Here is a 14372-nt window from a genome sequence, read left to right as displayed (position 1 = left end):
GCCAGCGGCAGCCGTACTCGCCCTGACCGTCCTGCGAGACCGCAGCAACACCCCCGCGCACATCAGCACGGACACGGCGAAACCCCTCACCTCGTCGACGAACCCTGAGAGGATCAACCGATGACAGACGCCGATGTGATCATTGTGGGCGCCGGCCCGACGGGTCTCATGCTGGCCGCCGAACTGCGCCTGGCCGGTGTGCGACCGCTGGTCCTGGAGCGGCACCCGCAGCGCAGGGACATCCCCAAGGCCGGCGGTCTCGGCGGCCAGATCCTGGAACTGCTGCGCTACCGAGGCATGCTGGAACGCTTCGAAGCAGCCTGCACCGGCCCGCTCCCGGCTCCCCGGTTCCCGTTCGGCGGTGTGCATCTGGACTTCACCCAGCTGGCGGACCCTCCGATGCACGCCCTGCCGCTCCCGCAGCAGCGGCTTGAGCGCGTGCTCGACGAGTGCACCGACGAACGGGGTGTCGACATCCGCCGCGGACACGAGGTGGTCGGGCTGAGCCAGGACGAGACCGCGGTGACCGTGGACGTGCGTGGCCCGGCCGGGCCGTACCGGCTGGCCGCCCGCTACGTCGTGGGGTGCGACGGCGCACGCAGCCGGGTCCGTGACTGGGCCGGCATCCCGTTCCCCGGCACCACCTATCCGGAAGTCAACCGGCTGGCCCAGGTCACCCTGCCCGACACGGTCACCGTGCTCGACAACGGCGACCTCGAGGTCCCCGGCTTCGGCACGCTCCGCGCGGGTTTCACCCGGACGGACCGAGGTCTGTTCGGACTCGCCGCATCGCCCGCCTCCGAGGTCGTCTCGCTCTACACCGTCGAGGACGAGACCGTCGAATACGACGATGACATCCCGATGACCCTGCCCGAGGTCCAGGACAGCATCCGCCGGGTGCTCGGCGTGGACCTGCCCTTGGGGGAAACCGTCAGGTTGTCGCGGTTCACCTTCAAAGCCCGGCAGGCCGAGCGTTACCAGGAGGGGCGAGTTCTGGTGGCCGGTGATGCGGCGCATCTGTTCCCCGCCACCGGTGTGGCGATCAATGCCGGCATGCTCGACGCGGTCAACCTGGCCTGGAAACTGGCCACCGAAGTCCAGGGCCGGGCACCGGCCGGTCTGCTGGACACCTACCACGTCGAACGCCATCTCGCCGGCGCCCGCACCATGCTGCACACCCGAGCTCAGGTGGCACTGCGGCGCGGTAACGACCCGGCCGCCGAAGCGCTCAGGGAGGTCTTCCAGGAACTGCTCACCGACGAGCAGCCGTTGCTCCGGATGGGAGCGCTGCTCGCCGGCACCGACATCCGCTACCCCATGCCCGGCCCCGGCCACCACGCGCTGGCCGGTGCCTTCGCACCCGACCTGTTCCTGCACACCGACCAGGGCGTGACCAGCGTCGCGGAGCTCATGCACACCGCCCGGCCCGTCCTGCTCGACCTCGCCGAACGCTCGGACCTGCGCGAGGCCGCGCGAGACTGGCAGGATCGCGTCGACATCCACACCGCCAAGACCGACCGGCGACCGGCCGACGCCCTGCTGATCCGCCCGGATGCCCACATCGCCTGGGCCGCGACCATCGACGAACCTTCCGACACCGCCGCGCCCGCACTGCGAGAAGCACTCTCCGGCTGGTTCGGCACACCGTGAAACGACGACAGATCGCCACGCCGATGCATACAGCTGAATGACCGGCAAGGTCATGGATTCGAGAAGGCGAAGGCCAAAGGGAAGAAGAGGGCCGAGGCCAAGAAGGTCGCGAAGAAAGGCTGACAGCCCCTCCGCTCACGCAAGCAAAGTCACGGCACCTCGGCCGGGTGGCGCGTCATGCCCTGAGCAACTGAAAACCCCAGGCCACGGACTGTGTGACCTGGGGTTTCTCTGAGCCGCCTTCGGGATTCGAACCCGAGACCTACGCATTACGAGTGCGTTGCTCTGGCCATCTGAGCTAAGGCGGCGCGCCGTCCGCACTATGGTGCGATCAGCAACGTCGGTAAGTCTACACAGATTCCGGCGGTGCTCCGTACCAGCCCCGGAGCCCGAGGATGCCGGGGCTGGTGACGTGCGTCATGAGCAGCGCTTTCCGTCCGCCGGAGGGGTGCCGCGCAGAAGGTACGCGTTGATCGTGCGGTCGATGCAGTCGCTGCCGCGGCCGTAGGCGGTGTGGCCGTCGCCCTGGTGGGTGAGGAGGCGGCCGGAGGAGAGCTGGCGGGACAGGGACTGGGCCCAGCGGTACGGGGTCGCCGGGTCCCGGGTGGTGCCGACCACGACGATCGGGGCGGCGCCCTTCGCCTCGATGCGCTTCGGCTCGCCGGTGGCCGCGACCGGCCAGTACGCGCAGTTCAGGGCGGCCCAGGCGAGGGTCTCGCCGAAGACCGGGGACGCCTTCTCGAAGGCGGGGAGCGACTCACGGACCTGGTCCGGGGTGTCGAAGGCGGGCGGGAGGTCCAGACAGTTCACGGCGGCGTTGGCGAACATCAGGTTCGAGTATTCGCCGTCGGGGTCCCGCTCGTAGTACGTGTCGGACAGGGCCAGCAGACCCGCGCCGTCGTTCTTCTTCATCGCCGAGGTCAGCGCCTCGCGCAAGTGCGGCCAGGCCGCCTCGTCGTACATCGCCGCGATCACGCCGGTGGTGCCGAGGGACTCGGTGAGCCTGCGGCCGTCCGCGTCGCCGGTGGGCAGCGGCCTCGCGTCGAGCTTGTCGAAGAACGCCTTCAGGTTGCGTCCGACCTGCTCCGGTGGCGTCCCCGGCTTGCCGAGAGGACAGTCGGTGTGCCGTACGCAGTCCTTCGCGAACGCGGTCAGCGCCGTCTCGAAGCCCGCCGTCTGGTCGAGGTTCAGCCGGCGCGCGGGCAGCGACGGGTCCAATGCACCGTCCAGGACGAGCCGTCCCGCCCGCTGTGGGAAGAGCCCGGCGTACGTCGCTCCGAGGAACGTGCCGTACGACGCCCCCACATACGTCAGCTTCTCGTCCCCGAGGACCGCCCGCAGGACGTCCATGTCCCGGGCCGCCTCGACTGTCGAGATGTGCCGCAGCAGCTCGGGCGAGTGCTTGCCGCACCCTTCCGCGAACTCCTTGTAGGCGTCCACGAGTCCGTCGACCTCCCGCTTGTCGTCGGGCGTGACGTCGGTCTGCGTGTACGTGTCCATCTCTCGCGCGTCGAGACACTCGACGGGCTCGCTGCGGGCGACGCCGCGCGGATCGACCGCGACCAGGTCGTAGCGGGCGCGGACCTCCGCCGGGTAGCCGACACCGGCGTACGACTGGAGGTAGGTGATCGCGGAGCCGCCCGGTCCGCCCGGGTTCACCAGCAGCGAGCCCAGCCGTTTGCCCGGGCCTGTGGCCTTCTTGCGGGCCACGGCCAGCCGCACGTCGCCCTCGGCCGGCTCGGCGTAGTCGAGTGGCACGCGCAGGGTGGCGCACTCGAAGCCGGGGACACCGCAGGCACGCCATTTCAGCTTCTGCCCGTAGTACGGAGCCAGGTCGGACGGGGTGGCCCGGGGCAGCGCGGTCAGCTCCGCCGCCCCGGCCGCGGAGCTGGCCGAACTCGTCGAGCTCCCGGAGGAACAGGCGGAGAGGAACAGCGCCGCGACGGCGACGAGGGTGGCTCCGGTACGGGACCTGGCACTGAACATGGTCCTTGACCAGCGGTGGGTGCGCCTTGTGTACATTCAGCGAGCGTAACGCTGTGCGATGGATTGGGCACGGCGTGTGCTGCTTGTGCCACGGACGAGTGCGGGCTGTCCCTCGAACGAGGTACGCGTCAACACGACGCCCACGGCAAAGAGCTTCACTTCGCCTGACCGGCACGCGCCAGGTGCGCCACCGCGGCCGGCCCACGCGACCCACGGCTGGGCGGCCCGCCCCGTCACCCCGATCTGAGCGCCATCGTCATCGCCTCCACGGCCAGCAGGGGCGCCATATTGCGGTCGAGGGCGTCGCGGCAGGCGGCGATCGCCTCGATGCGGCGCAGGGTGGACTCGGGGGAGCTGCCGCGGGCGAGCCGCTCCAGGGTGTCCTCGGCGTCCGTGTTGGCGAGCGCGATCCGGGAGCCGAGCTGGAGGGCGAGAACATCGCGGTAGAAGGCGGTGAGGTCGGTGAGCGCGAGGTCGAGGCTGTCGCGCTGTGTACGCGTCCTGCGGCGCTTCTGCTTGTCCTCCAGCTCCTTCATCACGCCCGCCGTACCGCGCGGCATCCGGCCGCCCTGGGCCGCGCCCAGCGCTGCCTTCAGCTCCTCGGTCTCCTTGACGTCCATCTCCTCGGCGAGCTGCTTGGCGTCCTCCGCGGCCGCGTCGACCAGCTCCTGGGCGGCCTTGAGGCAGCCGCCGATGTCATCGATACGGAGCGGCAGCTTCAGCACGGTGGCCCGGCGTTCTCGGGCAGCCGGGTCGGTGGCGAGTCGGCGGGCCCGGTCCACGTGCCCCTGCGTCGCACGGGCCGCCGCGGCCGCGACGTCCGGTTCGACGCCCTCGCGTCGTACGAGCATGTCGGCGACCGCGTCCACGGAGGGCGTGCGCAGGTTCAGGTGGCGGCAGCGGGAGCGGATGGTGGGCAGGACGTCTTCGAGCGAAGGGGCGCACAGCAGCCAGACCGTGCGGGGGGCGGGCTCCTCGACGGCCTTGAGGACGGCGTTGGCGGACTTCTCGTTCAGCCGCTCGGCGTCCTCGACGAGGATCACCTGCCAGCGGCCGTTCGCCGGTGAGGTGAACGACTTGCGCACCGTGTCCCGCATGTCGTCGACGAGGATCTGAGCGCCCACGGCCACGACGGTGGTGACGTCGGCGTGGGTGCCGACCAGCGCTGTGTGACACCCGTCGCAGAAGCCGCAGCCGGGGGCGCCGCCCAGCGCGCGGTCGGGGCTCACGCACTGCAACGCGGCGGCGAACGCCCGCGCCACCTGCGTCCGCCCCGCCCCGGGCGGCCCGGTGAACAGCCAGGCGTGCGTCATTCTGGACGCCTCGGGCAGCGGGGCGTCGGCCGCGGCTGCGGTGACCAGGGCGTCGGCGTCCCGGGCAGCGGCGGTGAGCTGCTCGCTCACCTTCTCCTGCCCGACGAGGTCGTCCCACACGCTCATGGGTCACGCCGCCCTTCCGTCACACTCCGCGGTACGCCATCCATTGTGGGGGCGACCACTGACAACGGAGCCCGCGCCGGCCGCCACCCCCGCAGTTCAGCGGTCCCTGCCCCGCCCTCGACGGCCCTGCTCGTCGTCGTACGCGTCCTCGCGGGGCCCGAGCAGCTCGTCCGCCAGGGTGGGCAGATCGTCCAGCGGGGTCTCCTCGGCCCAGTCCGGCCGCGGGCGCCGCTGCGGCGTCCCCTCGGCGTCGACCTGGGGCAGCTCCCTCGTACGGTCCTCACCGCCGTCCGGTCCGGCCCCCGGCCGCTCGTCCCGGAAGAATCCCGGCGGAACCCGGTCCACGGGGTTCTCGCCCGGCCCGGGAGGCAGCACCGCGGTCTCGTCCTCGGCACCGGGCGCCACCGGCGGCAGCACAGCAGTCTCATCCGCCGAACCGACCGGCGGCAGCACAGCCGTCTCGTCCGCGGCACCCACCGGCGGCAGCACAGCCGTCTCGTCCGCCGCGCCCTGAGTCGTGGGCGGCTGCGGCAGTTCGGCGGTCACCTCGGGGTCGGCGCCGGAGTCACCGGAGGGCTCGTCAGTGCCCGGCGTTTCGTCCCGTACCGGCCGCAGGACCGTCGTCTCCTCCAGCGGCCCGCCCGTGGGCTTCACGACCGGCGTCGGGACGGTCACCGCCTCCGGCGGGACCGGTGGCGTGGCCGGAACCGTCGGCTGCCGGGGGCCCGCCGCGGCCGCCGCAGCGGCCTGCTCGGCCGCCCGCCGGGCCTCCTCGGCCCGCAACAGCGCATCCTCGGCCTTGCGCTGCTTCTCCAGCCGGCGTTCCTCAGCCTCGGCCCGCAGCCGGGCCTCCTCCTCGGCCTGCCTGCGGCGCCGTTCCTCCTCGGCCTTGCGCCGGGCCTCTTCCTCGGCCCGCGCCTTCTCCTCGGCCAGGAGCCGCACCCGCTCCTCCTCCGCCCGGCGGCGCGCTTCCTCGGCCCGCTGCCGGGCCTCCTCCGCCTGCCGTTCGGCCTCGCGCCGCTGCGCCTCCTCCAGCTCGCGCCGCTTGCGCTCCTCCTCCTCGGCGCGCAACCGCTCGAGCTGCTCCTGGCGCTCGCGCTCCAGGCGCTCCTCCTCAGCCTTGCGGGCGGCTTCTTCCTCGGCCTTGCGGCGGGCCTCCTCCTCGGCCTTCTTCCGCGCCTCCTCCTGGGCCTTCACCTCGGCCTCGGACAGCGGCAGCATCTGGTCCAGCCGGGCCCGGATCACCGTCGCCACGGCCTCGGGCTCCTGCCCGGCGTCGACGACCAGGTACCGCCCGGGGTCGGACGAGGCCAGTGTCAGGAAACCGGACCGCACGCGCGTGTGGAACTCGGCCGGCTCCGACTCCAGCCGGTCCGGCGCCTCCGTGAACCGCTCCCGCGCGGCCTCCGGCGAAACATCCAGCAGAACGGTCAGGTGCGGTACGAGCCCGTGCGTCGCCCACCGGTTGATGCGGGCGATCTCGGTCGGGGACAGGTCACGGCCCGCGCCCTGGTACGCCACCGAGGAATCGATGTAGCGGTCGGAGATGACGACCGCGCCGCGCTCCAGCGCAGGCCGCACCACCGTGTCCACGTGCTCGGCGCGGTCCGCCGCATACAGCAGCGCTTCCGCCCGGTGCGAGAGCCCGGCGCTCGACACGTCCAGCAGGATCGACCGCAGCCGCTTGCCCACCGGGGTCGCCCCGGGCTCGCGGGTCAGCACGACCTCGTGGCCCTTGGCCCTTATCCACTCGGCGAGCGCCTCGGCCTGGGTGGACTTTCCGGCGCCGTCACCGCCTTCCAGGGCGATGAAGAAACCGGAGGGCGTCGGAGCCTGCACCGGGTCGTCACCGCCGAGCAGCGCGTCCCGCAGGTCGTGCCGCAGCGGTACGCCGGAGCGGTCGTCGAGCTTGGCCAGCACCAGCGCGGCCACCGGCAGCAGCAGCGCGCCGACCAGCATCAGCGTGAACGCCGCCCCGCCGTGCGCGAACACGAACTTGCCGTTCTCCAGCCGGTGCGGCCCGATCAGCGCCGCCACCAGGGGCGCGATCAGCGCGCCGAGCGCCACACAGACCCGTACCACCGCGTGCAGGTGCTCAGTGGTCCGGGCCCGCCGGAAGTCCTCGGCCTCCTGGTCGAGGAGCGCATGCCCGGTGTTGGCGGCCATGCCCGCGCCGATGCCGGCCAGCGCGCCGATCAGCAGCACGCTGGTGACGTCCGGGACGAGCCCGGCGGCCAGCAGCGCCACGCCGGTGAAGGCGATCGCCAGCGCGAGCATCCGGCGCCGCGACAGCGACGTCAGCACCTTCGGCGCCGTACGGATGCCGACGGCGACACCGCCGGTCAGCGCGAGCACCAGCAGCCCGTACGTCACCGGGCCGCCGCCCAGGTCCTTGGCGTGCAGCACGGCGACGGCCACAGCGGCGGCGACCGCTCCGGCAACAGCGGCGCAGGCGAGCACCAGCAGCGGGATCGCGCCGGTGCGGCCCTTGTCGGCACCCGTGCCCGTCCTCGGGCGGCGCAGTCCCTCGAGCGGCGACCGCGCGCGCGGGGTACGTGTGCCGGGCAGCTCCAGGAAGGTCAGAACGGACAGGGACGCGGCGAACAGACCGGCCGCGACGTACGAACCGAGGGCCGCCTGGTGCTGGCCGAACCAGTCGATCCCCGCACCCAGCAGATTGTTGAACAATCCCGCGACCACAAGCGCGGCACCCGCAAGGGGGACCGTCACGAAGGTGGTGCGCAGCGACAGACGGCGCAGCGCGTCCATGTGGTCCGGCAGCGGTCGTACGGTGGCGCCCTCCGGGGGCGGGGCCGGCAGCAGCGCGGGGGCGGCGCTTTCGCGGCAGACCGTCCAGAAGCGCTCGGCGACACCGGTGACGAAGACGGTCACCAGGAGCACGGCGAGAGCGTCCTGGGGCATCCAGTCGATCCACAGCGGCGCGACGATCAGCAGCGCGGCCCGCAGACCGTCCGCGCCGACCATGGTCCAGCGCCGGTCCAGCGGGCCGTCCTGGGAGGTGAGCGCGGTGAGCGGGCCGAGGAGCACGGCTCCGAAGAGCAGCGTCGCAAGGATGCGCACCCCGAACACGGTCGCCACTGCGAACGCCACGCCCCGGTAGCCCCCGCCGAACGACCCCTCGGCGATCGACGCCTGGAGGACGAGGACGACCAGCACGAGAAGCGCGAGGACGTCACCGACCCCGCTCACCAGCTGCGCGCTCCACAACCGCTTCAGTTGCGGTCGGCGCAGCAGCGCACGGACGGCACGCTCGCGGGAGTCCGCGACCAGCGTGTCGTCGGGGGCGGGGTGATGGGCCGTTGGCTGCTCGGCTCGCGTCATGCGTTCAGCCTATCGGGCCGCACCGACACTCCCGTGCGCATGCCCGAACGTCCGCACGCCCCGACACCGAAATGATGCCGGGGCGTTCGTTTCGCGAATCCGCGGTGAGGGGCGGCCCGTTGACGGCCGGCCTCGGTTCAGTCGTCCGACGCCGTCTTCGAAGCCGTCGCCTTCTTGGCGGCCGTCTTCTTGGCCGTCGTGGTCTTCTTCGCGGCGGTCGTCTTCTTGGCTGCGGTCTTCTTCGCGGCCGTCGCCTTCTTCGCAGGAGCCTTCTTCGCGGCCGCCTTCTTGGCCGTCTTCTTGGCGGGCCCCTTCGCGCGCTTCTCGGCGAGCAGTTCGAAACCGCGCTCCGGGGTGATCGTCTCGACACTGTCGCCGGAGCGCAGGGTCGCGTTGGTCTCGCCGTCGGTGACGTACGGGCCGAAGCGGCCGTCCTTGACGACGACCGGCTTGCCGCTGACCGGGTCCTCGCCCAGCTCCTTCAGCGGCGGCTTGGCGGCCGCACGGCCACGCTGCTTCGGCTGGGCGTAGATCGCCTGCGCCTCCTCCAGCGTGATCGTGAAGAGCTGGTCCTCGGACTGCAGCGACCGCGAGTCCGTGCCCTTCTTCAGATACGGGCCGTAGCGGCCGTTCTGCGCGGTGATCTCGACGCCGTCCGCGTCGGTGCCGACGACCCGCGGAAGCGACATCAGCTTCAGCGCGTCCTCGAGCGTCACCGTGTCCAGCGACATCGACTTGAACAGCGAGGCCGTACGCGGCTTGACGGCGTTCTTGCCCGTCTTCGGGGTGCCCTCGGGCAGCACCTCGGTGACGTACGGACCGTAGCGGCCGTCCTTGGCGACGATCGTGTGGCCGGTCTCCGGGTCCGCGCCCAGCTCGAAGTCGCCGCTCGGCTTGGCGAGCAGTTCCTCCGCGAGCTCGACGGTGAGCTCGTCCGGCGCCAGGTCGGACGGGATGTCGGCGCGCTGGTGGCCCTCGGAGTCCTTCTCACCGCGCTCGATGTACGGCCCGTAGCGGCCGACGCGCAGCACGATGTCGTTGCCCACCGGGAACGAGGACACCTCGCGCGCGTCGATCGCGCCCAGGTCGGTCACCAGCTCCTTGAGGCCGCCGAGGTGGTCCCCGTCGCCGTTGCCGGCGTCCGCGGCACCGCCCGCACCCGTGTCTTCGCCGAAGTAGAACCGCTTCAGCCACGGCACGGCCTGCGCCTCGCCGCGCGCGATGCGGTCGAGATCGTCCTCCATCTTCGCGGTGAAGTCGTAGTCGACGAGCCGCCCGAAGTGCTTCTCCAGGAGGTTGACCACGGCGAAGGACAGGAAGGACGGGACGAGTGCCGTGCCCTTCTTGAACACATAGCCGCGGTCGAGGATCGTGCCGATGATCGACGCATACGTCGACGGGCGGCCGATCTCGCGCTCTTCCAGCTCCTTGACCAGCGAGGCCTCGGTGTAGCGGGCCGGGGGCTTGGTGGCGTGCCCGTCGACCGTGATCTCCTCGGCCGACAGCGGGTCGCCCTCGCCGACCTGCGGCAGCCGGCGCTCGCGGTCGTCCAGCTCGGCGTTCGGGTCGTCGGCGCCCTCGACGTAGGCCTTCAGGAAGCCGTGGAAGGTGATCGTCTTGCCGGACGCGCTGAACTCGACGTCCCGGCCGTCGGCCGCGGTGCCGCCGATCTTCACCGTGACGGAGTTGCCCGTCGCGTCCTTCATCTGGGAGGCGACCGTCCGCTTCCAGATCAGCTCGTACAGCTTGAACTGGTCACCGGTCAGGCCCGTCTCGGCGGGCGTGCGGAAGCGATCACCCGAGGGACGGATCGCCTCGTGCGCCTCCTGCGCGTTCTTGACCTTTCCCGCATACGTCCGCGGCTGCGGCGGCAGGTAGTCGGCACCGTACAGCTGCGTGACCTGGGCGCGGGCGGCGGCGATCGCCGTGTCGCTCAGCGTCGTGGAGTCCGTACGCATGTACGTGATGTAGCCGTTCTCGTACAGCTTCTGCGCGATCTGCATCGTGGCCTTCGCGCCGAAGCCGAGCTTACGGCTGGCCTCCTGCTGCAGCGTCGTCGTACGGAACGGGGCGTACGGCGAGCGGCGGTACGGCTTGGACTCGACGGACCGGACGGAGAACCGGGTGTCCTCCAGGGCGGCGGCGAGGGCGCGGGCGTTCGCCTCGTCGAGGTGGAGGGTGTTCGCGCTCTTGAGTTGTCCCAGGGAGTCGAAGTCGCGGCCCTGCGCAACCCGCCTGCCGTCGACGGTCTGGAGGCGGGCGACCAGTGACGACGGATCCGACGAGTCTCCCGCGCGGCCGGTCGCGAAGGTGCCCGTCAGGTCCCAGTACTCGGCCGAACGAAACGCGATGCGCTCGCGTTCCCGCTCCACCACGAGCCGGGTCGCGACCGACTGGACGCGGCCGGCCGACAGGCGCGGCATGACCTTCTTCCACAGGACCGGCGAGACCTCGTAGCCGTAGAGGCGGTCGAGGATGCGGCGGGTCTCCTGGGCGTCGACCAGCTTCTGGTTGAGCTGGCGCGGATTGGCCACGGCCTCCCGGATCGCGTCCTTGGTGATCTCGTGGAACACCATGCGCTTGACCGGGATCTTCGGCTTGAGGACCTCCTGGAGGTGCCAGGCGATGGCCTCGCCCTCCCGGTCCTCATCGGTGGCGAGGAAGAGCTCGTCGGAGTCCTTCAGCAGGTCCTTGAGCTTCTTGACCTGTGCCTTCTTGTCAGCGTTGACCACATAGATCGGCTGGAAGTCGTGCTCGACGTCCACACCGAGGCGCCGGACCTCGCCGGTGTACTTCTCCGGCACCTCCGCGGCGCCGTTGGGGAGGTCGCGGATGTGCCCGACGCTCGCCTCGACGACGTATCCGGGGCCGAGGTAGCCCTTGATCGTCTTCGCCTTGGCAGGCGACTCGACGATGACGAGTCGGCGGCCGCCCTGTGCGGTCTCGCTGGTCGGGGACAACTTCGCTCTTCTCTCCGGTCGACGCTGGGCCTCCCCAGGCCTTGCTCCCGGGGTCGGGACACCTTTCACGGCTGACGCTGCGGAGTGTGACGGTACATCCCGCCCCCGTGTCAAACGGGAAAAGCCCACAACGGCCACTCGAACGGTAACCCGACTACCGCCATTCCTGCCGCCCGGAGTGCCCACCGATCTGATCCGCCGTTCCGGAGCGTGATCTCTCAATTACCCAGGTGAACGCACCACCGGCGGCCTCAGAAGCGGGTGAAGCACCACGTCCCGAGGGCCAGCGCGAGCACCGCGACGACACTCGCGACGGTCGCCGATGCGACGGGACTCACACCCTGGGCGACGGGCTCGCGGCGGTGCACCCGGGTCGCCGTCCACACCAGCAGCCCGCCTCCGAACAGGGCGAACACCAGTCCCGCGAAGATCGCCGGTCCGCTCTCCATGGCTCCCCGTGCCCCTTTTCTCCCGTTCGCGAGTGCGCAGTCCCGGGAGGTTGACACGCGCAGGCTGCGCACAGGCGAACCTGACGTGAACGCGAGGCCGACGGACCTGTGCATCCACCTTCGGCCGGCCCGGGGATATTTTTTTCGGCCGATTTCAGCTGATCTCAGACTTCGCCGGGCGTCGGTATCTTTCCGGTCGTCTTCTTGTCGTCGATCCGGCTCACGGTGCACACGACCTTGTTGAAGCCGGCCTCCCAGTCCTCCTCGTCGGCCACCCAGCCGTAGACGGTCCGCTCCGCACCGGGCGCCCAGGTGGACTCGAACTTGTTCTCGCACAGCTCGGTCGCGTTGTCGCTGCCCTTGGCGTAGCTCATGCTCGCGGGGGCCTGCACGGTCCCGATGACCTGTTCCGTGTGCGGCTTGTCGCAGTCGGTGAGAGGCGCCTCGTAGCCGTCGTCCAGTTCCTTGTAGGTCCAGCAGTCGCCGATGCTCATCTGGCCGACCCACAGGTCCGTGCCCGCGTCGCGGAACCGGCCCACTTCGCCGCCTATCGCGGCATGACGGCCGAGTACGAGACATGCCGTACCACTGCCCGCCGCGGTGAAGCCCTCCTCGGTCGGCACCACGGCGTAGACGTCCGCGTCCGGCAGCGCGTCGACGACCGTGCGGCTCTGCTCCTCGCACCGTTTCGCGCCGCCGGCGCGCGCGTCGGCGTGGTCCGTGGCCGTCTCGATACTCAGGACCTGGCCGTCCGGCCAGTCCTCGGCGCAGTCGACCACGCCGAGGTTCGGGGACGACTTGAACGGCGCCCCCGTCCAGACCGCCTGCACACAGTCACCGGCTTCCAGTGGCCTGGTCAGGCCGACCACGTCCCCGTACGGCAGGACGGGCTCGGTCGGCGACGGCGACCCCTTCGTGCCGGGCGACGGCGACTTGCCCGCCGCGTTGTCGACACCGTTCTTGTCTCCGCCTGTCAGCGATACGGCCGCCCAGGTGCCGCCGGCGATCACAAGGACGCCGGCGACGACGAGGGCGACGAGCGCGAGGCGCTTCCGGGCGCCTTTGGGTGCCGGTGCCGACGGCCCGTCGCCGCCGCGACCGGGGCCGGCCTGCCCCCCGGAACCGCCCGTGTACGTCGGGGAACCACTGCCCGCCGCGTACGGCGGCTGTCCGCCGCCGACGTAGAGGGAGCCGGGCGCCTGCGCGTAGGGGTTGCCCCGGTCGTAGGGACCCTGCGGGGCGGGCGGTGGCCAGGCGCCGTGCGCCGACCCACCGGGTGTGTCCGCGCCGCCGCCCTGGGCACCGGACCCCGGCGTGTCCGGGCCCCAGCCGCCGCCGGGAGTGTTCGGCGTCGGTGGCGCGCCCGGCGTCTGCGGAGCCGACGGCGTACCAGGGTTCCCGGAACCGCCCGCACCCCCCGCGGGAGGCGGCCCGAACGCGCCCGGCGGCGGGCCGAAGGCACCGGCTCCCGCCAACGCGCCCGCGGCCTGCCCTGCGGGACCGGCATCCGGCATCCCCTGTGCCACGCGCTCCAGGCTGCGCGCGACCACGTCCGGCGCGGACCTGCGCAGCGGGTCCTTGACCAGCAACCCGTGCAGGACGGGTGCCAGTTGGCCCGCACGGGCCGGCGGCGTCGGTTCCTCCCCGAGCAGGGCCGTCAGAATCGCGTACTCGTCATCGCGGTCGAAGGGGCCGCGCCCCTCCACGGCGGTGTACAGCGTGGCGCCCAGGGAGAACAGGTCGGCGGCCGGGGTGGGCGGCTCACCGCGGGCACGCTCGGGGGCGAGGTAGCCGGGGGTGCCCAGGATGCCCGCGGTCGCGGTGATCCTGGGCTCGCGCGATCCCGGCTGCAGCGCGATGCCGTAGTCGGTGAGCAGCACGCGCGCGTACGGGTCGCCGGAAGAGTTGGGGGCCAGAAGGATGTTGGCCGGTTTCACATCCCTGTGGAGGATGCCGATACGGTGCCCGGTGTTGAGCGCGTCGAGCACGGCAAGGCCGATACGGGCCACCTGGGCGGGCGGCAGCGGACCCGAACTCCGGATCACCGCCTGCAGATCGACCGCGTCGGGCACGTACTCCATGACGATCCACGGCAGCCCTTCGTGCTCCACCACGTCGTGCACCGTCGCCACATGCGGATGACCGCGCAGGCGTGCCGCGTGCCGGGCCTCGCTGCGGGCCCGTGCGATGCGCTGGGCGGGCTCGCTCGCGTCCATCGGCACATCCGGAAGCGCGATCTCCTTCATCGCGACTTCGCACGCCAACTCCTCGTCGTGCGCGAGCCACACGCGGCCCATTCCGCCCGCGCCGAGTGTGCGCAGCAGTCGGTACCGGCCGTTGATGACCCGGCCCTCGCCCTGGTCCGGCGTCTCCCCCGCCATCACGCCTCCCCCGAGACAGCGCGCCTCCCCGAGGACGCGTCCGAGTCCGTCTCTCGAAGGTAGCTTCGCAGGCGCCACTGACAGGAGACCTTCACAGGATCAATCTCTGAAGATCTGCTCGCACCAAGTCCATGCGCCTCATGAACCACTCAAACCTCAGAGGCA

7 protein-coding genes and 1 tRNA gene are annotated in these 14372 nt (G+C 71.5%); 1 reads left to right on the top strand and 7 read right to left on the bottom strand.

The features are described 5' to 3' along the window. Positions 1–120: 120 nt before the first annotated feature. Positions 121–1650, top strand: a complete 1530-nt coding sequence (locus tag ACFV7R_RS16455) for an FAD-dependent monooxygenase (protein WP_385264013.1) — start codon at positions 121–123, stop codon at positions 1648–1650. Between the two features lie 234 nt (positions 1651–1884). On the opposite strand, the gene ACFV7R_RS16450 is transcribed toward ACFV7R_RS16455, so the two are convergent. From ACFV7R_RS16450 to ACFV7R_RS16420, 7 genes are all read right to left on the bottom strand, one after another. Next, positions 1885–1958 (bottom strand) — tRNA-Thr (locus ACFV7R_RS16450). Between the two features lie 109 nt (positions 1959–2067). Next, positions 2068–3672 carry an alpha/beta hydrolase gene (locus ACFV7R_RS16445; RefSeq protein ID WP_385264011.1) on the bottom strand — a complete coding sequence of 535 codons (1605 nt, stop codon included), beginning with the start codon at positions 3670–3672 and terminating at the stop codon, positions 2068–2070. A gap of 197 nt (positions 3673–3869) precedes the next feature. Then, the gene (locus tag ACFV7R_RS16440; RefSeq protein WP_385264010.1) at positions 3870–5075 is read right to left on the bottom strand and encodes a DNA polymerase III subunit delta'; all 1206 of its coding nucleotides are present in this window, start codon (positions 5073–5075) and stop codon (positions 3870–3872) included. Positions 5076–5171: 96 nt separating this feature from the next. Next, positions 5172–8417 (bottom strand): dTMP kinase, encoded by a 3246-nt coding sequence (gene tmk, locus ACFV7R_RS16435; RefSeq protein ID WP_385264009.1) that lies wholly within the window; start codon positions 8415–8417, stop codon positions 5172–5174. 137 nt (positions 8418–8554) lie between these two features. Next, a complete protein-coding gene (gene topA, locus ACFV7R_RS16430) occupies positions 8555–11377 on the bottom strand; it encodes a type I DNA topoisomerase (RefSeq protein WP_385264007.1) in 2823 nt (940 codons plus the stop codon). Positions 11378–11628: 251 nt separating this feature from the next. Next, a complete protein-coding gene (locus ACFV7R_RS16425; RefSeq protein ID WP_385264006.1) occupies positions 11629–11826 on the bottom strand; it encodes a hypothetical protein in 198 nt (65 codons plus the stop codon). Between the two features lie 164 nt (positions 11827–11990). Beyond that, positions 11991–14207, bottom strand: a complete 2217-nt coding sequence (locus ACFV7R_RS16420) for a protein kinase (RefSeq protein WP_385264004.1) — start codon at positions 14205–14207, stop codon at positions 11991–11993. Positions 14208–14372 lie beyond the last annotated feature (165 nt).

The sequence above is a fragment of the Streptomyces sp. NPDC059866 genome, assembly GCF_042731325.1.
GTDB lineage: Bacteria > Actinomycetota > Actinomycetes > Streptomycetales > Streptomycetaceae > Streptomyces > Streptomyces flavusporus.
This window is presented reverse-complemented; position numbering and strand designations above follow the sequence as displayed.

Coding starts and splice junctions, on each gene's coding strand:
- ACFV7R_RS16455 (WP_385264013.1), top strand. CDS start 121: ATGACAGACGCCGATGTGATCATTGTGGGCGCCGGCCCGACGGGTCTC.
- ACFV7R_RS16425 (WP_385264006.1), bottom strand. CDS start 11,826: ATGGAGAGCGGACCGGCGATCTTCGCGGGACTGGTGTTCGCCCTGTTC.
- ACFV7R_RS16445 (WP_385264011.1), bottom strand. CDS start 3,672: ATGTACACAAGGCGCACCCACCGCTGGTCAAGGACCATGTTCAGTGCC.
- tmk (WP_385264009.1), bottom strand. CDS start 8,417: ATGACGCGAGCCGAGCAGCCAACGGCCCATCACCCCGCCCCCGACGAC.
- ACFV7R_RS16440 (WP_385264010.1), bottom strand. CDS start 5,075: ATGAGCGTGTGGGACGACCTCGTCGGGCAGGAGAAGGTGAGCGAGCAG.
- ACFV7R_RS16420 (WP_385264004.1), bottom strand. CDS start 14,207: ATGGCGGGGGAGACGCCGGACCAGGGCGAGGGCCGGGTCATCAACGGC.